We start from the raw sequence: 22,044 nt of genomic DNA, 5'->3' as shown, positions 1-22,044 counted from the left end.
TCGGTACCCGAGAGTCGACGGTGACGAACCCGTCCGAGACATTGCGTTCACTCGTGGACGGGCAACGCATTGCCGTCCTCACCGGTGCGGGGATGTCGACGGATTCCGGGATTCCCGACTACCGGGGGCCCGATTCGCCGCCGCGCAACCCCATGACGTTCCAGCAGTTCGTCGGCGACCCGGTGTTCCGCCAGCGATACTGGGCCCGTAACCACGTCGGGTGGCGCCACATGGATGGAGCACGACCGAACGCCGGTCACCGCGCGGTCGCCGCGCTGGAGCGAAGTGGAGCGGTCCTCGGTGTCATCACCCAGAACGTCGATCTGCTGCACACCAAGGCCGGCAGTCGCCGGGTGATAGACCTGCATGGCTCGTACGCTCAGGTCCGGTGTCTCGCGTGCACCAACCCCATCTCACGATTCACGCTGCACGAACGGTTGTCCGCAGCGAACCCCGGATTCACGGAACGCGCACACGCTGTCACCGGGCTCGAGGTTGCGCCCGACGCCGACGCCGTCGTCGTAGACACCGGTGATTTCACCGTCGTCGACTGCGACAGGTGCGGCGGCATGCTCAAACCCGACATCGTGTACTTCGGTGAGATCGTGCCTCGGCCCCGCGTCGATGCCGCTTACGCGTTGGTCGATCAGGCCGATGTGCTTCTCGTCGCGGGGAGCTCGCTCACGGTGCAGTCGGGGCTGCGTTTCGTCCGGCGCGCCGTCGACCGCGATATTCCGGTGGCGATCGTGAACCGGGGACCGACCCGTGGAGACGCCCACGCAACGGTCAAGGTCGAGGCGGGCACCTCTGAGGTGCTTGGCGCGCTCTCCGGATCATGACATTGCGACATTGCGCGCGAGCCCAAATCCCACACTAACTTTCCTCGCGTTGCCCGGGTCGCCGTGGGTCGTGAGGCAACGGAAAGCCGCACGACTTGGGGAAAGTGTCGCTAGATCTGCGTCAGCCGGAGCGTTTCGCGATCGGCGCGATCGGTGTCCCACCGGGAGTGTCGCTCACAGCCCTCCCTGCCGGGAGATGGACCCGCATCGCATACCGCTCGGGCAGCAAGCGCCGACCGGTCTTTGCCGCAGTGAGCGCCGAACTGCATCGAGCGGCCGTACCTTTTCGCGGGCGCGCCGGGAACCCCTCGACCTAGATCCGCACCAGATCGTCGGCGTGCACAACCGGTCGCTGCAGATCCTGAGGCAACTGCCGCGTGGAGAACCCGATCATGAAGTCGAGTTCACTCGGCTCGTAGGCCACGACACCCCGCGCAACGGTGCGGTCGTCCGGGCCCACGAGCGCAACCACGTCGCCGGCGTGGAAGCTGCCACTCATCCCGGTGACACCGGCCGCGAGCAGCGACCTACGACGTTCGACGACAGCGCGGACTGCCCCCGCATCGAGGTGCAGGGTGCCTACGGTGTCGGCCGCATGCCGAACCCAGAAGTGGCGGGCCGACATTCGCTCGGGACGCGCAGCGAACGCGGTGCCCACATCGGCAGCGCCCAATGCCCGAGCGGCATCCGATGCGGCAGCCAGCAGCACCGGCACCCCGGAGTCCGCCGCGAGCCGCGCCGCGGAGAGTTTGGTCGCCATACCCCCGGTTCCGAGTGCACCGCCCGAGCCGGCCACCACGCCGTCGAGATCTTCCGGGCTCGTGACCTCGCGAATCAAGGTCGCTCCCCCCTTACGTGGATCGCCGTCGTACAGCCCGTCGACGTCCGAGAGGAGGACGAGTGCGTCCGCGCTGGTCAGGTGCGATACGAGAGCGGCGAGACGGTCGTTGTCGCCGAAGCGTAGCTCGACCGTCGCGACAGTGTCGTTCTCGTTGACGACGGGCACCGCACCGAGTGAACGAAGTCGGTCGAGGGTGCGCTGCGCGTTGCGGTGCTGGGTGCGACGGGCGATGTCGTCGGCGGTGAGGAGCACCTGCCCGACTGTGCGGTCGTACCGGGCGAAGGACATTCCCCACGCGTGCGCCAGTGCGAGTTGCCCCACGCTCGCGGCAGCCTGCTTGGTCGCGAGGTCGCGTGGTCGCGCGGTCAGTCCGAGCGGTGCCAGCCCGGCACCGACCGCGCCCGAGGACACGACGGTGACGTTCGAACCGGACCGCATACGTCCTTCGATGGCGTCGACGAGTCGATCGAGGCGTTCGCGGTCCAGACCTCCGGTCAGACTCGTGATGGCCGACGATCCGATCTTGACGACGATGCTGCGTGCGGAAGCGATGACCCCGCGGGTGTCGCTCACTGTTCTCCTCGGTTCAGAAGTCGTCGTCGGTGGCGAGACCGCGGCGGACCTTCTTGGCGTGACGGCGTTCGGCGGCACCCACCCGATCGGTCTGGTCCAGGCGCGAGTCGGTGCCGCGGCCCGTGGGTACCACGTCGACACCCGCGTGAGTCTGCGGTTCCCATTCGAAGCTGACGTCACCGATCGTGACGGAGCAGCCCGGTTCAGCGCCCTGCTTGACCAGCTCGTCCTCGACGCCGAGGCGCGCAAGGCGGTCGGCGAGGTAGCCGACGGCTTCGTCGTTGTCGAAGGCGGTCTGACGGATCCAGCGTTCGGGCCTGGTGCCGCGCACGATGAAGCCGCCGGGCTCGTTCGGGTCTGCCACCACGCTGAACCCGGTCTCGTCGCGAGCGACAGGACGGATGATGGGGCGCGCCGGAGCCGCGGGCGGGTGAGCCTCGCGATACTCTTCGACCATCTTCGCCAACGCGAATGTTAAGGGACGCAGGCCTTCCCGACTTACGGCGGAGATTGTGAAGACTGGCCATCCGCGGGCTTCGAACTCGGGCGTGACGAACTCGGCGAGTTCGGCGGCATCGGGAACGTCGGCCTTGTTGAGAATGACGATGCGGGGGCGCTCGGAGAGCTCGCCGAGACTGCTGTCGCCCGACAGCGCCGGCTGGTATGCGGCAAGCTCCGCTTCGAGGGCGTCGACATCGGAGATCGGGTCACGACCCGGTTCCAGGGTTGCGCAGTCCACGACGTGCGCGAGAACCGCGCAGCGCTCGAGGTGACGCAAGAAGTCGAGTCCGAGGCCGCGACCCTCGCTGGCACCGGGGATGAGGCCGGGCACGTCGGCGACGGTGAAGGTGGTATCCCCCGACTGCACGACGCCGAGGTTCGGAACCAAAGTGGTGAACGGATAATCGGCAATCTTCGGCTTCGCGGCAGACAGCACCGACACGAGCGAGGACTTTCCTGCCGATGGGAATCCGACGAGACCGACATCGGCGACGGACTTCAATTCGAGGACGAGGTCGAGTTCCTGCCCGTCCTCGCCGAGGAGCGCGAAGCCCGGTGCCTTGCGGGCACGGGACGCGAGTGCGGCGTTGCCGAGACCACCACGACCGCCCTGCGCCGCCACGTACCGGGTGCCTGCGCCGATCATGTCGACGAGCACATGGCCGTGTTTGTCGAGGACCACCGTGCCGTCAGGCACCTTCAGCACGAGATGGCTTCCGTTCGCTCCCTCGCGGTTGCCACCGGCGCCCTGTGCGCCGTTCGTCGCCTTCGCGTGCTGGTGGAAATGGAAGTCGAGCAGCGTGTGCACACCCTCGTCGACCTCGAGGATGACGTCGCCGCCATTGCCTCCGTTGCCACCGTCGGGGCCACCGAGTGGCTTGAACTTCTCGCGGTGGACAGAGGCGCAGCCGTTGCCACCCTTGCCGGCGCTGACGTGCAGCACAACCCGGTCGATGAAACGGGACATGGGTGGACCTCTCTCCGAACGAAAACTACCGATGAAACGAACAATAGGGGCGGGTCAGGGTGTGCGACCCTGGCCCGCCCCTATTGGGAGTATGTCGCGAGAATGCTCTCGCGGTGTCCTTATCGGACGGCTGACTCAGGCGTCTGCCGTGGCCGGGACGATGTTGACGGTCTTGCGACCACGCTTGCTGCCGAACTCGACAGCACCCGCCGCGAGAGCGAACAGCGTGTCGTCGCCGCCACGTCCCACGTTCACGCCCGGGTGGAAGTGGGTGCCACGCTGACGCACGATGATCTCGCCGGCGTTGACGGACTGGCCGCCGAAACGCTTCACGCCGAGTCGCTGTGCGTTCGAATCGCGACCGTTACGGGAGCTGGATGCGCCCTTCTTGTGTGCCATGACGAACCCTCCTGGGTTGTGAAGCCGAAGTTCGAGTTACTTGATACCGGTGACCTTGACAACCGTCAGCTTCTGACGGTGGCCCTGGCGCTTGTGGTACCCGGTCTTGTTCTTGAACTTGTGGATGCGGATCTTCGGGCCCTTGGTGTGCTCGACGATCTCGGCAGAGACCGAAACCTTGGCCAGAGCGTCTGCGTCGGTGGTCAGCGCGGACCCGTCGACGACGAGGACCGGAGCAAGCGAGACAGCCGTGCCGGGCTCACCCTCGATCTTCTCGACCTTGACGAGATCGCCCTCAGCGACCTTGTACTGCTTACCGCCGGTCTTGACGATCGCGTACGTTGCCATCGGACGGCTACCCCTTGCTTCTTCGAACGTGCTCGCGTCACAGTGTTGCGACACGACTGGTCTGGTGTGGCTGCTGACTCGGGTCCCGCCGACTTCCTGCATCCAGGCGCAGCTGGGCTGTATCGCCGAGTAGCGACTGTGCAAGATTACGGGAAGGTGACTACCAGGGTCAAACCAGGTGTGGCCGAGGCCGGGTCGACGCGGGCCGACCCGGCCTCAGCACCTCACACCTGGGCGTCGACCGGCGGTCCCGCAGGACGCCCCGCCGCACGACGACGACGGGGACGACGAACGATCTCCACGTCGGCCGCTCCGTCATTCGTCGGCGCGACGTGCTCGGGCTCCGCGGGCTCCGCTGTGGTTTCAGACGTAGGCACCGACATCACGAACACCCGGGGTTCACCTGCACGATCTTCGACCGGTGCCGCTGCCGGTCGCGAAACCCTGCGGGCACGCCGACGGCGCGGAGTCGACGCGGACTGCCCGATCCCGGGCTCCGCAACCTCCTCCTGCTCTGTCGTCTCAGGCTCGGTCGTCACAGGCTCGGTCGTCACAGGCTCGGACTGCTCGCCACGTTCCGGCTCCACCGGCTTCGCAGGGACCTCTCGCTCCTCTGTGAGATCGGACACGGCCTCGCCGTGAACCTCGGAGGCGTCCTCCTTCGTCTCAACCGTCTCGGCGTCCCGGTTCTCTGCGACCACAGCATCTGCGAGCACCTCGCCGGCAGCTGTGTCGACCTGCGGTGTCGACGCAGCAGCCGGTGCGGCATCGTCGGCAGGCTTGTCGTGCGCTTGGTGGGCAGCCATCGCCAGCGCCACCGGATGGGCCGCGCGTTTCGCGGCCTCCTCCGGGTCGGGGACGTGCGCCGGGGACGCGGCGGCGGGTTCAGCGACGACGTCCTGCTGCTGGCTGCTCTTGTCTCGTCCACGCTTGCGTCGCGACCCTCCGCCCTGCGACGACCGTCCGGGCTCCTCGGCGGGCTTCGCCTCGACCGGCTCCGAATGCACGATGATGCCACGTCCCTGGCAGTGGTCACAGGTCGTGGAAAATGCCTCCACGAGTCCGGTTCCGAGACGCTTCCGCGTCATCTGCACGAGACCGAGCGACGTCACCTCGGACACCTGATGCCGGGTGCGGTCGCGGCCGAGTGCCTCGGTGAGGCGACGCAAAACCAGGTCGCGGTTCGACTCGAGCACCATGTCGATGAAGTCGACCACGATCATGCCGCCGATGTCGCGCAGGCGCATCTGCCGCACGATCTCTTCGGCAGCTTCGAGATTGTTGCGGGTTACGGTCTCTTCGAGATTGCCGCCCGCGCCGGTGAACTTGCCGGTGTTCACATCGACCACGGTCATCGCTTCGGTGCGGTCGATGACGAGGGTGCCACCGGACGGCAACCATACCTTGCGGTCCAGTGCTTTCGCGAGCTGCTCATCGATCCGATGCGCACCGAAGACATCCACCGTCGACTCCGACCGGTAACGCTCCACACGCGGCAGCAGGTCGGACGCCACGGTACGGATGTAGCTCTCGACGGTGTTCCAGGACTTCTCACCTTCGATGACCAGCTTGGAGAAGTCCTCGTTGAACAGATCTCGGACGACCTTCACGAGCAGGTCCGGCTCCTCGTACAGAGCCTTCGGCTGGCCCGACCCGTCGGACTGCACCTTGTCGGCCTGTTCGCGGACCGCTTCCCACTGCGACTGCAGACGAGCAACGTCGCGTGCGAGTTCGTCCTCACTGACGCCTTCGGCCGCGGTGCGGATGATCACGCCTGCATCGGCCGGGACGATCTCACGGAGGATGTCCTTGAGACGCTTACGTTCGGTGTCGGGCAGCTTGCGGCTGATACCTGTCGACGATCCTCCCGGCACGTACACGAGGAATCGTCCGGCGAGACTGATCTGAGTGGTCAGACGCGCACCCTTGTGACCGACCGGGTCCTTGCTCACCTGCACGACCACCTGGTCGCCCGGCTTGAGAGCCTGCTCGATCTTGCGGGACTGACCACCGAGCCCGGCCGCTTCCCAGTTGACCTCGCCGGCGTAGAGCACACCGTTGCGGCCGCGACCGATGTCGATGAACGCCGCTTCCATCGAGGGAAGCACGTTCTGGACCCGGCCGATGTAGATGTTGCCGACCATCGACGCCGATCCTGCGCTGGTCACGAAGTGCTCGACGAGGATGCCATCTTCGAGCACTGCAACCTGGGTCATGCCGATGTGGGGTCCGTCGACCTTCTCGCGGACGACCATGACGCGCTCGACCGACTCGCGGCGGGCGAGGAACTCCGACTCGGTGAGGATCGGGGGGCGCCTCCGCCCGGCCTCGCGACCGTCGCGACGACGCTGACGCTTGGCTTCGAGGCGGGTCGACCCGCTGATTCCCTGGACTTCGTCCTTCGCAGCCCTCGCCTTGGTGCGCGGTTCGCGCTCGTGGACGACGGTGTTGGGCGGATCGTCTTCCGAGGCGGTTTCGGCTCCGTCACCGGTGCCGCGCCTGCGTCGCCGACGACGGCGCCGGCGCGAGGTGCCGTCTCCCTGGGCCTCGTCTCCCGAGTCGTCGTCTCCCGAGTCGTCCTCGGACTCCTCCGGCCTGCTGTCCTCCGCACCGGCTACAGCGGTCTCATCCGCAGCGGGCTCCACAGCCGGCGCAGCCTTCTCCTCGCTGCTGTCGCTCTCGGAGTCGCCGGACTTCGCCTGTTCGGAATGCTCGCGCTCGGACTGCTCCGAGGAGCCGTCCTGCTGCTCGTGCTCGGCACTGTCACCACGTCCACGCCCACGTCCACGTCGACCACGGCGGCGGCGACGCGGATGGTCGTCCTGCTCGTCGTGTCCCTCGGCCGGAACGGACTCCGTCGACTCGGCAGTCGCCTCGGTCTCCGGTGCAGCTTCGGCGGTGGTTTCGGTGGACGCGGTCGCCTCGTCGGCAACCGCCGCCGCAGTGCCACGACGCGCCCGACGGCGACGCGGACGATTCTCGCCCTCCTCCGTCGAGGGAACCTCGGGCTGAAGGAACAGCGGGGCTGCGACCTGCTCGGTCGAGCCGGCGGGCACGGGTTCGGGCATCTCGAACAGCGGTGTGTCCTGCTCGAGGGAGGTGAACAATCCGGTCGGGCCACCCACGGAAGGCGCGGCAACGGGCTGGGTTGCTGCCGCATCCTTCGTGTCGTCGAGCTCGAGGGTGTGGCCGGTGGTCGACTCGTCGGCTACCGGTGCTTCGGCGATCTCCGTCGCTTCGGCCTGCACCGGCGTTTCGACAGCCTCCGACACTTCGGCGGGCACCGGTACCTCAGCGGGCACCGAGACCTCGCTCGGCGCCTGCGTCGGAGGGACCTGTTCGGCCGGACCGCTCAACGCGCTGTGCAATTCCTCCGCAGCCTCGCGGGGAAGGGTCGAGTGGGCGCTGCGCAGTTCGGTACCGAGCTCGGCGGCCTTCGCCATCACCTGCTTGCTGGTCAACCCGAGGAGCTTGGCGAGAGCATGCACGCGGATCTTCGCGGGCAAGTTCAGGGCATTCGCCTCGGTCGAGTTGTTCTCCTGCGGCTCTTGATCGGCCACGTAAGTCTCCTAAGACCCCCGGGCGCGTCCATCACCGCGGAATGGCGATGTGAGCGGCCACACGGGGGCGCTGCTTGTGTACTCGCGCAGCAAGCGCGAGTTCTTCCGGTCGCGCATCACTCGGTCGTCCTGTGCCCGTTTTCACTGCACGGCCGAGCGATGCCTGATTAGATCGCGGATCGAGCGCCGGTGCATCCAGCGTGCGGCCGAGCGAGGTATCTCCTGCGTTCCTCGGCCACAGCGATGTCGGGCATCCATCCGTGATGTCTTCGGTCGTGCCGCGCGGGCTCGTGCGGTACAACCTCCCTCAGTATCCCACACAGACATGTACAGATACGCCAACGGCGCCCCGAAGGGCGCCGCCGGGCACATTCAGAAGGGCCGGATCTACGCAGACGCGAGTGCGGGGAACCACAGCGCGATCTCGCGCTCGGCCGACTCCACAGAGTCGGAGCCGTGCACCAGGTTCTCGCCTGCCTCCAGCCCGAGGTCGCCGCGGATCGAGCCAGGGACCGCCTTCTCGACAGGATCGGTGCCACCGGCGAGCTGCCGGAACGCGGCGATCGCACGCGGTCCTTCCAGCACTGCAGCAACCAGGGGACCACCGGTGATGAAGTCGAGCAGACCGGGGTAGAAGGGCTTTCCCTCGTGCTCCGCGTAGTGGGCCGCCGCGATGTCCGCGGGGGCAGTGCGCAGCTCGAGAGCCACGATGTTCAGTCCCTTGCGCTCGATGCGCGACAGGATCTCTCCGACATGACGGCGGGCAACGCCGTCGGGCTTGATGAGTACCAGGGTCCGCTCAGTCACGAAGACAGCGTAGTGGTTCAACCGCGCTGGCCGGGAAGCAGACCCCGCCGCTCGCGGTCCTTGATGTCTTTACGCAGGTAGAGGATGTATGCCCACACGACACAGAACAGGACACCGATCGCGCCGAACGCAAGGTCGATGAAGAAACCGAAGACTGTCAGGACCTGCAACACGATGTTGAATGGGATTGCCCACGACCGTCCCTGGACACCCGCGCCCAGGAACATCAACACTGCGAGTCCCACGACGTATCCGGTCGACACGGCCGTCAGCCCGCCACCGAGCGTCGCGATCACCGGGAGCACCAGCAGTACGACGATCGCTTCGAGCACGAGTGTGCCTGCCATCACACCGCGGAATCCCTTCCACGGATCGGTCGTCGGCGGGAGGAACTCCGCGTTCGCAGCGTTCCCCTCCCCTGCGGTGTCCTTGCTGGAACCCGAATTCTCGTTGTGCGGGGCATTGTCGTTACTCACGCAGGGTCCTTTCCGAAGAGTGTGCGCGCAGCTCCAGCGGTCACGACCGAACCGGTTACGACGACACCGGCGCCCGACACCGCTTCGCCCGGCTCGCCGACTTCCTCTGCGATCGCGATGGCGGTCTCGATCGCGTCGGGCAGGTTGACTGCGGTGACCACGCGTTCATCACCGAAACGCGCGACTGCGACGTTCGCGAGGTCATCGACTTCCATCGCGCGCGGCGAACCGTTGTGCGTCACGACGATCTCGTCGAACACCGGCTCGAGTGCCTCGATGAGTCCCGCGACGTCCTTGTCGGCCATCACGCTGACGACGCCGACGAGCTTGCGGAAATCGAACTCGTCGGAGAGGGCCGCGGCAAGAGCTCTGGCACCGTGTGGGTTGTGCGCGGCGTCGAGAAAGACCGTCGGAGCGTTTCTCACCCGCTCGAGCCGGCCCGGGTTGACGACCGACGCGAAGGCTTCACGCACGGTATCGACGTCGAGCTGCTTGTCGGGACCGGCACCGAAGAACGCCTCGACGGCAGCGAGAGCGAGCGACGCATTGAACGCCTGATGCTCGCCGTGGAGCGGCAGGAAAATATCGGTGTACAGCCCGCCGAGTCCCTGCAAATCGATCTGCTGGCCACCGATCGCCACAGCGCGGCGCACTACCGAGAACTCCGAGCCCTGCCGGGCAACCGCGGCGTCGGCCTCGACGGCCTGCCGCAGCAACACGTCCATCGCTTCGGGTTCCTGCTGCGCGATGATCGCGACGGTGTCGCGGGGGACGAGCCCGTCCTCGGGAGCCTTCTTGATGATGCCGGCTTTCTCCCCTGCGATCTCGGTGAGTGTCTCTCCGAGATACCCGGTGTGGTCGATACCGATCGGGGTTATCACGGCTACTTGACCGGTGACGACGTTGGTCGCATCCCAGCGTCCCCCTAGACCCACCTCGACGATCGCGACGTCGACAGGAGCGTCGGCGAACGCCGCGAATGCCATCGCCGTCGTGACTTCGAACTTGCTCATCTTCGGACCGCCCGCGGCCTCCGACTGTTCGTCGACCATCTGCACGTACGGCTCGATGTCGCGGAAGGTGTCGACGTAGGTGCGCGGCGAAATGGGCGCACCGTCGACGCTGATCCGTTCGGTAGCGATCTGCAGGTGCGGGCTCGTGGTGCGGCCGGTCCGATGCTGCATCCGGGTCAAGAGGGCATCGATCATCCGCGTCACCGACGTCTTGCCGTTCGTCCCCGCCACATGGATCGACGGATAGTTGAGCTGCGGCGAACCGAGAATGTCCATCAACGCCGAGATCCGCGTCAGGGACGGCTCGATCTTCGTCTCGGGCCAGCGCCGGTCGAGTTCGGCCTCGACCAGGGTCAGCTCCGCAAGATCAACCGGGGACGGTGCTCCCGGCCGATCTGCGGACGCCGGATTGTCGGCACTCACGCCTGTCCCAGCTCCTTCAGCCTCGCGGTGATGCGGGCGATCTCTTCCTCGGCGATCTGCTTTCGTCCCGTGATCTTCTCCACCACGGGGGCAGGCGCCTTGGACAGAAACGCCTCGTTGCCCAGCTTCGCTGTGGTACCGGCGAGTTCCTTCTCCGCTGCCGCGAGGTCCTTGCGCAGTCGCGCGATCTCCGCACCGATGTCGATCGTCCCCGAGGTGTCCAGTTCGACGGTGACCGTCGCGCGACTCAGGCGCACCTCGATGGATGCGGATGCGCTGAAGCCCTCCTCGGGCGGCGTCAGACGCGCGAGCGACTGCACAGCAGGAACCTGGGCGTCGAGTTGCGCGGCGTCGATATTCGCGAGACGGGCAGCGACCTTCTGCGACGGCTTGAGACCCTGATCACTGCGGAAACGACGGATCTCGGTGACGAGCTTCTGCAGATCCTCGATTCGGCGGGACGAGTCCGCGTCTGCCGGGACACCGGAGGCAGCGGGCCAGTCGGCGATCACGACTGAGTCCCCACCCGTGAGCACCTTCCACAGGGTTTCGGTGACGAACGGGATCACCGGATGCAGCAGCCGAAGCAGCGCATCGAGGACGGTTCCGAGAACGACCTTGGTGCCGTCGGCGTGGACGCTGCCTTCGGCCAGCTGAACCTTGGAGAGCTCGAGGTACCAGTCGCACACCTCGTCCCACGCGAAGTGATAGAGCGTCTCGCATGCCTTGGAGAACTCGTAGCGGTCGAAGGCGGCATCGACGTCGGCGCGCACCTGCTCGAGCCGGTCGAGAATCCACCGGTCGGCATCGGTGAGTGTGTCGCGGGCGGGAAGCTCCCCGATAACAGCCCCGTTCATGAGGGCGAACTTGGTGGCGTTGAAAAGCTTGTTCGCGAAGTTCCTCGACGACTGGGCGTGATCCTCACCGACGGCGAGATCGCTACCGGGATTTGCGCCGCGGGCGAGAGTGAAGCGCAGAGCGTCGGCGCCGAAACGGTCGACCCAGTCGAGGGGGTCGATGCCGTTGCCGCGCGACTTCGACATCTTCTTGCCGAACTGGTCGCGGACGAGGCCGTGCAGGAACAGGTCCTTGAACGGAACCTTGCCTCCCTCGCCCCCGTCGAGTGCTTCGTCACCGGACACATAGGTGCCGAACATCATCATGCGAGCGACCCAGAAGAACAGGATGTCGTACCCGGTGACGAGAACGCTGGTGGGATAGAACTTGTCCAGCTCGGGTGTCTTGGCCGGCCAGCCCATCGTGGAGAACGGCCACAGGCCGGAGGAGAACCACGTGTCGAGCACGTCCGGGTCCTGCTCCCAGCCTTCGGGGGCAGTCTCGTCGGGGCCGAAGCAGGCAACCTCCCCATCCGGGCCGTACCAGATCGGGATGCGGTGACCCCACCACAGCTGACGTGAGATGCACCAGTCGTGCATGTTGTCGATCCAGTCGAACCAGCGCGGCTCCTGGCTTCGGGGGTGGATCACCATGTCGCCGCCGCGCACGGCGTCGCCTGCGGCCTTGGCCAGTGCTTCGACCTTGACCCACCACTGCATCGACAGGCGCGGCTCGATGGTCTCGCCTGAGCGTTCCGAATGCCCGACGCTGTGCAGGTAAGGACGTTTCTCTGCGACAACGCGGCCCTGCTCGGCAAGCTCCTCGCGGATCTCTACGCGGGCCTCGAAGCGGTCCATACCGTCGAATCGGGTTCCCGAGTCGGCGATCTTGCCTGTCTTGTCCATGATCGTGGGCATGGGCAGGTTGTGCCGCAGTCCCATTTCGAAGTCGTTGGGGTCGTGTGCCGGAGTGATCTTCACGGCACCGGTACCGAACTCGGGGTCGACGTATTCGTCCGCAACGACCGGGATCTGCCGTCCGGTGATCGGATGTTCGAGGGTCGTACCGAGGAGGTGCTTGTAGCGCTCGTCGTCGGGGTGAACCGCCACCGCGGTGTCGCCGAGCATCGTCTCGACACGAGTGGTCGCAACGATGACGTGAGGTTCATCGTCGTTCAGCGAGCCGTAGCGCAGGGAGACGAGCTCGCCCTCGACCTCTTCGAACTTGACCTCGATGTCGGAGATCGCCGTCTGCAGCACGGGCGACCAGTTCACGAGTCGTTCGGCGCGGTAGATGAGGCCGTCGTCGTACATCCGCTTGAAGATCGTCTGCACGGCACGGGACAGGCCGTCGTCCATGGTGAAACGGTCGCGCGACCAGTCGACACCGTCGCCGATGCGTCGCATCTGCCCCTGGATGGTGCCGCCGGACTCGCGCTTCCAGTCCCACACTCTGTCGATGAACGCCTCGCGACCGAAGTCTTCCTTCGTCTTGCCGTCCGCGGCGAGCTGCTTCTCGACGACGGTCTGCGTCGCGATGCCCGCGTGATCCATCCCGGGCAGCCACAGCACCTCGAAGCCCTGCATGCGCTTGCGCCGCGTGAGGGCATCCATCAGGGTGTGGTCGAGCGCATGGCCCATGTGCAGGCTGCCGGTGACGTTCGGGGGCGGCAGCACGATCGAGTAGCCGGGCTTGTCGCTCGTCGGGTCGGCCGTGAAGTACCCGGCATCAACCCAGCCCTGATACAGGGCGTCCTCGACTGCGCTGGGATCCCAGCTCTTGGGGAGGGCGTCTGCGGGATTCGGCGAGTTCTCTGGCGCACTGGTCACCCGACAATCGTAAGCGGATGACCCAAATCACCAGGACACGGCCCGGAGTCGTACCGACCTCACCCGAGGATCTCCGGTAGCTCGATCGGAGTGCCGAGGACATGTTCGGACAAGAACGACTCGACCGCCTGGTACCAGATCTTGGCGTGCTGTGGGCTGAGCACCCAGTGGTTCTCGCTCGGGAAGGAGAGGAAGCGGTGGGCTGTGGAGCCGTCGTCCTCAGCGGGCAGACCGGATTCGTTGAGCAGTTCGTACCAGAGGCGCAGCGCTTCGCCGATCGGGACGCGGTAGTCCCTGTCGCCGTGGATGACGAGCATCGGGGTGACGATGTCGGCGACGTACAGGTGTGGCGAGTTCTCGACAGCCATCTCGGGTGTCATCTCACGCTGCCAGTACCAGGCAACGTCGGTGGTCGGGACGAACTGGTCGAGCGCCCACAGACTCGCGTGGGTGACGATCGCGCGGAACCGATCGGTGTGCCCGGCGACCCAGTTGGCCAGGTACCCGCCGAAGGAACCACCCATGGCGGCCGTTCGCTCCGAGTCGATCTCGGGCCGCGATTCGACAGCGTCGGTGATGGCCATCAGATCGGTGTACGGCTCCTTGCCCCATCGGCCCCACCCGCGCCTGATGAAGTCGTCGCCGTAGCCCGTCGACAGCGCCGGGTCCGGCAGGAGCACCGCATATCCGCGCGCGACGAGCAGCCACGGGTTCCATCGCCACGACCAGGTGTTCCAGCTGCTCAGCGGCCCACCGTGAATCCACAGCACCAGTGGCGCCGGCGCATTTGCCGTCGCGGTGTCCGGGAGCGCAAGCCAGCCCCGCACGAGAGTCCCGTCCTCGGCAGTCGCGGTGACATCGGTGATATATCCCGGAAGCTCCGGCAGCTGTCCGGGTGCCCGCAGCGATGTCACCGTTCCGGCGTCGGACCCGGTCAGCGCCACACGGACAGGGTGCGGCGGTGCCTGATACGACGACCGGAGTGCGTACAGCACGGTGCCGTCGGGTGCGACGGATACATCGGTGTACGCGGCGTCATCGCCTGTGAGCTGCGCGGGTCGGTCCGCTCCGGGCCGGAGGACGAAGATCGGGGCGCGGCCGCGGTCGTCGGCGGTGACCACGAGACCGGCCCCGCCCGGCAGCCATGCGATCGAGGTGGGTCGACGGTCCCAGTCGCGCGCTTCGACGGTGGTAGTCCCCGACGCAATGTCGAGAACGCGCAGCGAGATACGAGGCGGAGTGTCCGAATCGCTCAACGACTCATGCAGGTACGCCAGCATGTTGCCGTCAGGAGACAGCCTTGGGTGGGTCGCGTCGCCGGTTTCGTCGTCGACCAGCGGCGTACGCAATCCGGTAGCCAGGTCGATCCGCACGAGCGTCGTACGTCGCGAGGCGAGGGCGCCGGCCACGATCCAGGTCGACGCAGCGAACGAGCCGTCCGCAGCGACGTCGAGGTGCGCGTTGCGCAGCGAACTCCGCACACCCGGAGTCAGGTCGGTGAGTTCGCCGGCAGCGTCGACGGCGAGCAGATGCGGACGGTCCGGCCCCAGATCGTGGTCCCAGTACCGGATCGGATACCCGGTGTGCATCACAGCCGAGACCTCGAGGTCCTTGCGTGCGGCACGGACGCGTTCGTCATCGGTATCGCTGTGCCCCAGTACATTCGCAATGAGCACAATCCGGTCTGCATGGGTGGCGGAATGCACTCCTGCAACACCGCCCTTGCGGGCGGCCATTTTCTCGGCCTCTCCACCGGACGCGGGGAGACGCCACAGCGAGGCCGGATCATCGTCTCCGCCACGAACCGCAGTGAACAAGAGGTCGCCGCCCGCGGTGAACGCCGGATTCGACTCCCCCTTCACTCCGTGCGTCAGCCGACGTGCCGGAGTGGCGTCCACCGGGTCGATCTCCCACAGCGCACCGACGAACGCGGTCGATGCCTCGTCCGGGGTCGATTGAGCGAGAACCAGTCGGGTGCCATCGGGCGACATCACGAGCCTCGTGGCACGAGGGAGCGCAAGGTAATCGTCGAGGTCGTCGAAGGCCGTCATGCCCAGAACCTTAGAGCGCGCCCGAGAACTCCGTCAGGAAGCTACGCGCCTCGTGGCGACGATCCTGACCGTTGACAGATCCGCAGTCACGCTAGCGTGAGGAGGAAACTGGACAAGCAACCAGAAGGAGACTTCCCATGGCACTGAACAAGACGGCTGTCTCGGCCCTCGCCGCAGGCGGGCTCGTCGGCGGCTACGCCGTTGCACGCCGGACCGGCAACCGTCCGCTCGGTGGCGCCGTGCTCGGTGTCGTCGGCGCAGTGTGCGGGACGCATTGGGCGCGCACGAGCGGTGCCGCCCGCACCACCGCACTGGTCGCGACCTACGTCGGCGCATTCGGAGCCTCCCATCCCCTGGCCAAGCAGATCGGTGCCTGGCCGGCGGTCAGCGTCGTCGCCGCGGGCACCGCGGTGGCGTCGCAACTGGTCAGCCGATGACACCTTGTACGGGCTTCGCGCTCTCGGAGTGACGTGCTGGGCGGGCGTCCGGCCGTTGGTTGTAACCTGGTCGTTCGACGAAACCGTTCAGGTTCGTCTCCCCGATATCGAACGGAGAACGCACAGTGGTCGATCTCGCATATGTCATCGCCGGGTCGGAAGCGACCGGCGGCGCAGGCCTGCAGGTCGACCTCAAGACGTTCCAGCAGCTCGGTGTCTACGGTGTGGGTACGGCAACGTGCATCGTCTCGTTCGATCCGAAGAACAACTGGGGACACCGTTTCTTCCCGGTGCCCGCCGAGGTCATCGCCGATCAGATCGAGGCTGCTACGTCGGCACACGATCTGCATGTCGTGAAGATCGGCATGCTCGGCACGCCGGCGACGATCGACGTCGTCGCCCAGGGGCTCGGCAAGCAGAACTGGCGGCACGTGGTGCTCGATCCCGTTCTGATCTGCAAGGGCCAGGAAGCCGGCGCCGCGCTCGACACCGACAACGCGCTCCGCGAGCAGATCCTGCCGCACGCGACGGTGATCACCCCGAACCTGTTCGAGGCGTGGACGCTGTCGGGTATGGACGCCATCGAGTCCATCGAGGATCTGACCGAGGCGGCTCGCCGCATCCACGATCTCGGACCGAAGTACGTGGTGGCGAAGGGTGGCGTGGAGTTGCCCGGCGACGAAGCTGTCGACGTGTTGTTCGACGGCGAGAACGTCACACTCCTCACCGCCCCGAAGGTCGGTAACGAACGCGTCTCCGGCGCCGGGTGCACGCTTGCGGCGGCCATCACCGCGGAGCTCGCGAAGGGCACCGACGTTGCCGAGGCCGTCAAGGCGGCAAAGGATTTCGTGACGAACGGCATCAAGGGCCGCGTCTCGGCGCACACCCCGTTCGACACGGTCTGGCAGGGCGCGTAGCCCGGGAACGAGGGTGATTGGCGCCGGTCACCCGAAGAACAGTGCTGTGATCGCGGTTTGGCTCTGCGCCTGTTCTGGGAACTCGACGATTCGGCACGGGATTCTTCGGCATGGACGACCCCTCTCTCACCGACCGTCAACGCAGGCTGCGGGCCTCCAAGACGAAGTTCGCCCAGCGAGACTGTGACGACGGCATGATCCGCCCCGTCGCCGGAAGCGACTGAGTCTCTCACCCACACCTCCTGACCGAGCTTCCCTCAGGGCAGCGCATCCCCCCTTGGTATTGTCAGCTCCGACGTGTTCGGCCTGGGGGGTCGAGCATCTGCCGACACGATCATGGGGGGATCGTCGTGACCGACGCACTACCGATAGTGCCGCCATATCTGTATCTGCCTTGTGCACAAGCAGTTTCCGATCCCGCTGATGCGGTCGTCGATCTGAGGAATCTCAGTGACGGCCGAACCGCACTGCTCGCCTACACGGCGCTCGATCGCCTGTTGACCTGCTGCGGCGACGCGCAGCCATGGCTCGTCGTTCCCGCACATCTGCTGCCGCGACTACGCCAGTCGTACCGATGGGACGTGCTTCTACTCGACATCGAGATCCCGGTACACGAACGCCGGAGCGCGCACGACCACCGCGGCACGCTTTCCCACCAGGAGGCGCTATGACCCTGCGCGCTGACCCCGACGAACTCGACCGTGCCGCAGCACGATACGAAGCGTCCGCGCATACAGCAGCCGACATCAGCCGGCGTCTCCCCGATTCGGTGCGCGCGGGTGCTGCGACAGCCCCGCTCACCGGAATGCTCGCCCACGCTGCGTCAGACCTTGCGGGGCTCGTTCAGACGCTCGGCTCGAGCGCGGCAATTCTCGGCGGATGTGCCGCGGCTTACCGCCGAACCGACGACGACGTTGCTACGTATCTCGTGACCACCTGGTCCAACAGCGACGACTGAACCAATGCCGATCGACACGTTCATCGACGGCGACCCCGCCGATATCTCCCGCATCGGCGACTGGCTCCGCCACCGCTTGGCACAAGCCATCGAGACCACGGGAGACGACGCGGTGGCCGCCCGCCGAATCGCCAACGACGCATGGGACGGTGATGCGTCCGAGGAGTTCCTGCGCGAGGCCACCGCTCTCGTCCACTCCATCGATGTATTCCAGGCCGGAGTCCTCGACGTTGCAGGCCACTTCGATCAGATCGCTGCCGCACTCACGTCGGTGCCGGCCGAGATGGCCGAAATCTGCGACCGCGCCGCAGCAGCCGGTTTGTCCGTGGTGTGCAACACCATTGCCGATCCGGCTCCCCAATCGGACGAGACCGTCCTGCTCGCTTACAACGACGCCGCGGCCGCAGCCCAGGACGTGCACGCGCGCTGGGCGCGCGAGGTAGCCGCAGTGGCCAACCGATGGGCCAGTGACGCGTGGGCCGCATCGTTCACGACCAGTACTGGGCTCGATTATCTGACCGCAGAGTTGAAGCAAGCGGTGCACGGTCTCGCAGAAAGGACCGACGACCTCACGCGGCAATCTCGGCAGTCGATGCAGTTTGTGGTCGATCTGCCTGACGGAACGCCGTACGACGAAGTGCGCCGACTCTACGGAGCCGCTCAGGGCACCGCCGACGACCTTGCCTCAACCACCGCGAAACATACGCAGCTGGCCGATGTTCCGGGGAGGCTGGCAATCGGCACGGGAACGCTGAGTCTCGTCGCCGGTGTCGGTATCGACTACTACGGCGGTGGAGAATCACTCGAGCAGGCCGTGGTCTCCAATTCCGCCGGACTCGGGGCCTCGATCGTCGCCGGAGCACTGATCGGGTCAGCATTGCCTGGGCTCGGCACCCTCGGCGGCGCGCTGGCCGGGACAGTGGCAGGAATATTCGCCTCAGGCGGGGTCGACTACCTCTACGAAGAATCTGCTCAGTCTTGGGGCGGATTGTGGGATGCAGGCCGGAGCGAGCTGCGCGAAGCGGCAAGCGCTCTCGGAGATCTCGGTGTCGCAGTCGGTGGACTCGTGGGGATAGGAGAAGGACACACGAATGCATCCTGACGAACACACCCGATCCGGGGTATACGGAGCCCGACTGATCTACCACGTCTTCCTGATCACCGGTTACTGGACGCTCATGACTCTCGGACTCCTGATCGGAGCGACCATCGAGAACGCTCTCGCGGGTCGACACCCAATCATTCCTGATGATGCCCTCTTGGGCGTGGCTCTGGGGACCTTCTCTGTCATCCATCCGATCTCGGGCTTCCTCATGTACAGCCCCCGAACCCGGCTCGCCGATATCACCGTCGGCACCGACCAGGGAGTCCCCGCCCTCATGCTGCGCCAGTCCCGGCTGATCTACACCCTGTCTGTTCTTCAGCTCGTCGCGACCACCGCGGTACTGATCCTGGTGGTGAATCTAGCGTTCGACCCTGGACCCCACCCCCTTGCCTCTGGATGGACACTCATGATGGTCATCGTCTCTGGCTGGCAAGTCGGAGTCGTTGCCCTGATGGCACTGCGTCGCATCCGCCCCGGCTACATCGCCATTCGCCATGACGGGATTCGGATACGAGGTTACGTCAACGATGCATGGGTACCCTGGAACAGCGTCAGTCCGTACTTGTTCAACAGCGACAATCTGTTCGCCAGTGTCCACATCCAACCCGAGCACCGAGTGGTCATCTCCTCCCGCGTCCCGCGCATGTGGATGAGCATCGACAAGCGCCAAAGTTTCCACGCTCACCCGTCACGGCCACGCAAGCCCGTCAGCGTCGTCAGCGCTGATCGTCGCCGCTACCGTATTGCTCCCGAAATCATCGATGCAGCCCTCAACCACTTCACCGAAAACCCCGCTGCCCGCGAGGAACTGCGCGACCCTACGGCCATCGCCCGCACCGTCGACACCCTTCGCACCCACGCACCCAAGACATGGTGGCGATCCCAGACGCGGCCCGTACCCATCCCCAGCCTCGCCGTCGATGCCCACCGCCTCCGCGGAGATTGATGGCGCCCATCCATCACCACAGCAATCCACACACTCTGTGCAGTTCGTCTTGAACCTCCCCGCAGGGACCCACCACGACATGCGCCGACACAACAGAGCCGCGCAGGGCACCGTCGACGACCTTGCCGCGACCACCGCGAAACATGCTCAGCTGGCGGATGTTCCGGGGAGGCCGGCAATCGGCACGGGAACACTGAGTCTCGTCGCGGGTGTCGGTATCGACTACTACGGCAGTGGAGAATCATCGCAACCGGCGGCGTCGACCATCTCTACGAGGACTCTTCGGCGGATGTCGTCAGCACATTCGTAGCCGGAGGCAGCGAACTCGGAGAAGCAATCGGCGCGTTGGGCGAGCTCGGCACCGCCACAAGAGGAAGCCTATTCAATGGAGATTGAAGACCTGTCGATGCGCACAGATACCCCGGTCCGAACGAGAGCGTACGGAACCCTCACGATCTACTTCCACTTCATGACCGCCTGGCTGCTGACGTTCGGCGCTGTGACCGGCGTGGTCGTCATCCTCGACACAATGTTTCACACCGGTTCGCATCCACCACACGCGAATCCGTTCATCCCCGACGACCTTGCCGTAGCATTGGCGTTCACATTCTTTTTCGGGCTACTCCCGGTTTTCTGCGTTCTCATGCACAGTCCCCGAACCTGCTCCAAAGAAATCAGAGTCGGCACCGACCAAAATGTACCGGCCCTCGTGCTATGTCAGTCTCGCCTGATCTACACCCTCGCCATGATCGTCGCATTACCTGCCCTCACAGCCGGGATCGTATTTCTCCTGAGGGCCAGCGAGGTCCGTGCGGACCGTGAGTTCAACTCGATACAACACGAGGTCGGGACTTGGGTACTCCTGCTCACTGTGATGTGTGGATGGCAGGTCGGCGTCGCTGTCGCAATACTGCTCGGTCGCGTCCGCCCCGGCTACATCGCCATCCGCCACGACGGCATCCACCTACGCGGCTACGCCAACGACGCATGGATCCCTTGGGACAGCATCTCCCCTTACCTGCGAACCACCCACCACCAAAACCTCACCATCCAGCTCGCCCACGACCACCACGCGATCATCTCCTCCCGGGTTCCACGTCTGTGGACGCATATCGACAAACGAATAGTCGGCCACGCCCACCCATCACGACCGCGTGAGCGCCGGACCAGCGTGGCCATCGACCGACGACCATTCCGGATCGCCCCCGAGGTAATCGATGCAGCGGTCGAACATTTCTACGAGAACCCCGCCGCCCGCGAGGAACTGCGCGACCCCACCGCCATCGCCCGCACAGTCGACATCCTGCGCTCGCAAGCCACGACCGCATGGTGGCGATCCCAGACGCGGCCGGTCGCACTCCCGGTTCTCACCATCGATGGGCCCAGAGGCCATTTCTCATGTGAATGAAGGCACTTGCCTGGTGGGCAAACGCATCAACCTCGTCGAGCAGTCACGAGCCGTACGTCGATTCATAGGCCCTTCTCAGCTCGACTCGTCGCTCGACAACGAGCCGATCGCCGACTGCAACGCGGCGGTGGCGGCCTCCGCCACCTCACGGAGCCCCTCCTCATCGGCGAACTGCACCATCAACTGCGGATTCATCGCATCGATCACGACGGCTTCGGGGTCGGTGCGGTCGCGGCGGACCACGACATTGCAGGGCAACAGCAACCCGATCTGCGGATCCGCGGTGACTGCCCGGTGCGCGAGCGGCGGGTTGCAGGCGCCGAGGATGACGTAGTCCTCCAGATCCGCGTCGAGCTTCGTCTTCAAGGTGGCTTGCATATCGATCTCGGTGAGAACCCCGAAACCTTGATCGGACAGGGCTTTTCGAGTACGTTCGACAGCTTCGGTAAACGGCGCGTGCAGTGTCGTCGACAGCGCGAGATCCATGATTGTCATCCTTTCCTCGATGGTGATCGACCGGCGGGTCAGGCCAGGGCCAAGAACAGCTTCTCGAGTTCGGCCACGCTCATCGGCTCCTTGCCGTCCTCCTTCTCGTTGGTCAGGCATTCCTGCAGACCGGTAGCGACTATTTTGAATCCCGCGCGATCCAGAGCCTTGGACACTGCCGCAAGCTGGGTAACGACGTCCTTGCAGTCACGACCCTGTTCGATCATCGAGATCACGCCGGCAAGTTGCCCTTGAGCTCGACGCAACCGGTTCAGTACGAGCGCGATGCTTTCTTCGTCTCCAACCATGGAAATGGTCCCTTC

General features: G+C 65.7%; 21 protein-coding genes. 9 read left to right on the top strand and 12 right to left on the bottom strand.

Features of this window, described 5'->3' with window-relative positions; translation table 11 throughout:
- Nucleotides 1–20: 20 nt before the first annotated feature.
- On the top strand, nt 21–839 hold the full coding sequence (locus ACSYG9_RS20665; protein WP_454843012.1) for a Sir2 family NAD-dependent protein deacetylase: 819 nt from the start codon (nt 21–23) through the stop codon (nt 837–839).
- Between the two features lie 313 nt (nt 840–1,152).
- Here the strand turns inward: ACSYG9_RS20665 and proB are convergent, their stop codons facing one another.
- The 10 genes from proB to ACSYG9_RS20615 form a co-directional block, all read right to left on the bottom strand.
- Nucleotides 1,153–2,253, bottom strand: coding sequence for a glutamate 5-kinase (gene proB, locus ACSYG9_RS20660; RefSeq protein WP_440124256.1), 1,101 nt, complete (start codon nt 2,251–2,253; stop codon nt 1,153–1,155).
- A 13-nt stretch (nt 2,254–2,266) separates the two neighbouring features.
- Nucleotides 2,267–3,721: a GTPase ObgE gene (gene obgE / locus ACSYG9_RS20655; RefSeq protein ID WP_440124255.1), complete on the bottom strand. Its 1,455-nt coding sequence runs from the start codon at nt 3,719–3,721 to the stop codon at nt 2,267–2,269.
- Between the two features lie 135 nt (nt 3,722–3,856).
- On the bottom strand, nt 3,857–4,120 hold the full coding sequence (gene rpmA / locus ACSYG9_RS20650; RefSeq protein WP_169688609.1) for a 50S ribosomal protein L27: 264 nt from the start codon (nt 4,118–4,120) through the stop codon (nt 3,857–3,859).
- Nucleotides 4,121–4,156: 36 nt separating this feature from the next.
- The gene (rplU, locus tag ACSYG9_RS20645) at nt 4,157–4,468 is read right to left on the bottom strand and encodes a 50S ribosomal protein L21 (protein ID WP_169688608.1); all 312 of its coding nucleotides are present in this window, start codon (nt 4,466–4,468) and stop codon (nt 4,157–4,159) included.
- A 224-nt stretch (nt 4,469–4,692) separates the two neighbouring features.
- On the bottom strand, nt 4,693–8,028 hold the full coding sequence (locus tag ACSYG9_RS20640) for a translation initiation factor IF-2 N-terminal domain-containing protein (RefSeq protein ID WP_440124254.1): 3,336 nt from the start codon (nt 8,026–8,028) through the stop codon (nt 4,693–4,695).
- Nucleotides 8,029–8,415: 387 nt separating this feature from the next.
- Nucleotides 8,416–8,835: a nucleoside-diphosphate kinase gene (gene ndk, locus ACSYG9_RS20635; protein ID WP_378489939.1), complete on the bottom strand. Its 420-nt coding sequence runs from the start codon at nt 8,833–8,835 to the stop codon at nt 8,416–8,418.
- A gap of 17 nt (nt 8,836–8,852) precedes the next feature.
- The gene (locus tag ACSYG9_RS20630) at nt 8,853–9,182 is read right to left on the bottom strand and encodes a DUF4233 domain-containing protein (RefSeq protein ID WP_440127739.1); all 330 of its coding nucleotides are present in this window, start codon (nt 9,180–9,182) and stop codon (nt 8,853–8,855) included.
- Between the two features lie 125 nt (nt 9,183–9,307).
- Complete coding sequence (folC, locus tag ACSYG9_RS20625; RefSeq protein WP_440124253.1) at nt 9,308–10,747, bottom strand: bifunctional tetrahydrofolate synthase/dihydrofolate synthase; 1,440 nt, start codon at nt 10,745–10,747, stop codon at nt 9,308–9,310.
- A complete protein-coding gene (locus ACSYG9_RS20620) occupies nt 10,744–13,413 on the bottom strand; it encodes a valine--tRNA ligase (RefSeq protein ID WP_440124252.1) in 2,670 nt (889 codons plus the stop codon). Before ACSYG9_RS20620 ends, folC begins: the two co-directional genes overlap by 4 nt.
- A gap of 59 nt (nt 13,414–13,472) precedes the next feature.
- Complete coding sequence (locus tag ACSYG9_RS20615) at nt 13,473–15,464, bottom strand: alpha/beta fold hydrolase (RefSeq protein WP_454839757.1); 1,992 nt, start codon at nt 15,462–15,464, stop codon at nt 13,473–13,475.
- Nucleotides 15,465–15,601: 137 nt separating this feature from the next.
- Here ACSYG9_RS20615 and ACSYG9_RS20610 point away from each other — a divergent pair, with 137 nt between their 5' ends.
- The 8 genes from ACSYG9_RS20610 (at nt 15,602) to ACSYG9_RS20575 (ending at nt 21,235) form a co-directional block, all read left to right on the top strand.
- Nucleotides 15,602–15,901, top strand: coding sequence for a hypothetical protein (locus tag ACSYG9_RS20610; protein ID WP_440124250.1), 300 nt, complete (start codon nt 15,602–15,604; stop codon nt 15,899–15,901).
- Between the two features lie 125 nt (nt 15,902–16,026).
- Nucleotides 16,027–16,818 (top strand): bifunctional hydroxymethylpyrimidine kinase/phosphomethylpyrimidine kinase, encoded by a 792-nt coding sequence (gene thiD / locus ACSYG9_RS20605; RefSeq protein WP_440124249.1) that lies wholly within the window; start codon nt 16,027–16,029, stop codon nt 16,816–16,818.
- A gap of 350 nt (nt 16,819–17,168) precedes the next feature.
- On the top strand, nt 17,169–17,489 hold the full coding sequence (locus ACSYG9_RS20600) for an SAV_915 family protein (protein ID WP_440124248.1): 321 nt from the start codon (nt 17,169–17,171) through the stop codon (nt 17,487–17,489).
- A complete protein-coding gene (locus ACSYG9_RS20595; protein WP_440124247.1) occupies nt 17,486–17,776 on the top strand; it encodes a hypothetical protein in 291 nt (96 codons plus the stop codon). The genes ACSYG9_RS20600 and ACSYG9_RS20595 overlap by 4 nt, the downstream gene beginning before the upstream one ends.
- Nucleotides 17,777–17,780: 4 nt before the next feature.
- On the top strand, nt 17,781–18,878 hold the full coding sequence (locus ACSYG9_RS20590) for a hypothetical protein (RefSeq protein WP_454839755.1): 1,098 nt from the start codon (nt 17,781–17,783) through the stop codon (nt 18,876–18,878).
- Nucleotides 18,868–19,827, top strand: coding sequence for a hypothetical protein (locus ACSYG9_RS20585; protein ID WP_440124245.1), 960 nt, complete (start codon nt 18,868–18,870; stop codon nt 19,825–19,827). The genes ACSYG9_RS20590 and ACSYG9_RS20585 overlap by 11 nt, the downstream gene beginning before the upstream one ends.
- A gap of 79 nt (nt 19,828–19,906) precedes the next feature.
- Nucleotides 19,907–20,137 carry a hypothetical protein gene (locus tag ACSYG9_RS20580; protein ID WP_440124244.1) on the top strand — a complete coding sequence of 77 codons (231 nt, stop codon included), beginning with the start codon at nt 19,907–19,909 and terminating at the stop codon, nt 20,135–20,137.
- Between the two features lie 75 nt (nt 20,138–20,212).
- Entirely contained in the window at nt 20,213–21,235 is a 1,023-nt protein-coding gene (locus tag ACSYG9_RS20575) for a hypothetical protein (RefSeq protein WP_454839754.1), read from the top strand.
- Between the two features lie 75 nt (nt 21,236–21,310).
- Here the strand turns inward: ACSYG9_RS20575 and ACSYG9_RS20570 are convergent, their stop codons facing one another.
- Together ACSYG9_RS20570 and ACSYG9_RS20565 are read right to left on the bottom strand one after the other, a co-directional pair.
- Nucleotides 21,311–21,721: a DUF302 domain-containing protein gene (locus tag ACSYG9_RS20570; RefSeq protein ID WP_440124242.1), complete on the bottom strand. Its 411-nt coding sequence runs from the start codon at nt 21,719–21,721 to the stop codon at nt 21,311–21,313.
- A gap of 38 nt (nt 21,722–21,759) precedes the next feature.
- Nucleotides 21,760–22,029, bottom strand: a complete 270-nt coding sequence (locus tag ACSYG9_RS20565) for a metal-sensitive transcriptional regulator (RefSeq protein ID WP_054716523.1) — start codon at nt 22,027–22,029, stop codon at nt 21,760–21,762.
- Between the last annotated feature and the right edge of the window lie 15 nt (nt 22,030–22,044).

Source organism: Rhodococcus sp. SJ-2, assembly GCF_053750035.1.
Note: the sequence above shows the minus strand (reverse complement) of the source record. Positions and strands in the feature narration are given on the sequence as shown.

Coding starts and splice junctions, on each gene's coding strand:
- obgE (WP_440124255.1), bottom strand. CDS start 3,721: ATGTCCCGTTTCATCGACCGGGTTGTGCTGCACGTCAGCGCCGGCAAG.
- rpmA (WP_169688609.1), bottom strand. CDS start 4,120: ATGGCACACAAGAAGGGCGCATCCAGCTCCCGTAACGGTCGCGATTCG.
- rplU (WP_169688608.1), bottom strand. CDS start 4,468: ATGGCAACGTACGCGATCGTCAAGACCGGCGGTAAGCAGTACAAGGTC.
- ACSYG9_RS20630 (WP_440127739.1), bottom strand. CDS start 9,182: ATGGCAGGCACACTCGTGCTCGAAGCGATCGTCGTACTGCTGGTGCTC.
- ACSYG9_RS20615 (WP_454839757.1), bottom strand. CDS start 15,464: ATGACGGCCTTCGACGACCTCGACGATTACCTTGCGCTCCCTCGTGCC.
- ACSYG9_RS20610 (WP_440124250.1), top strand. CDS start 15,602: ATGGCACTGAACAAGACGGCTGTCTCGGCCCTCGCCGCAGGCGGGCTC.
- ACSYG9_RS20595 (WP_440124247.1), top strand. CDS start 17,486: ATGACCCTGCGCGCTGACCCCGACGAACTCGACCGTGCCGCAGCACGA.
- ACSYG9_RS20590 (WP_454839755.1), top strand. CDS start 17,781: ATGCCGATCGACACGTTCATCGACGGCGACCCCGCCGATATCTCCCGC.
- ACSYG9_RS20585 (WP_440124245.1), top strand. CDS start 18,868: ATGCATCCTGACGAACACACCCGATCCGGGGTATACGGAGCCCGACTG.
- ACSYG9_RS20580 (WP_440124244.1), top strand. CDS start 19,907: ATGCGCCGACACAACAGAGCCGCGCAGGGCACCGTCGACGACCTTGCC.
- ACSYG9_RS20575 (WP_454839754.1), top strand. CDS start 20,213: ATGGAGATTGAAGACCTGTCGATGCGCACAGATACCCCGGTCCGAACG.
- ACSYG9_RS20570 (WP_440124242.1), bottom strand. CDS start 21,721: ATGGATCTCGCGCTGTCGACGACACTGCACGCGCCGTTTACCGAAGCT.
- ACSYG9_RS20565 (WP_054716523.1), bottom strand. CDS start 22,029: ATGGTTGGAGACGAAGAAAGCATCGCGCTCGTACTGAACCGGTTGCGT.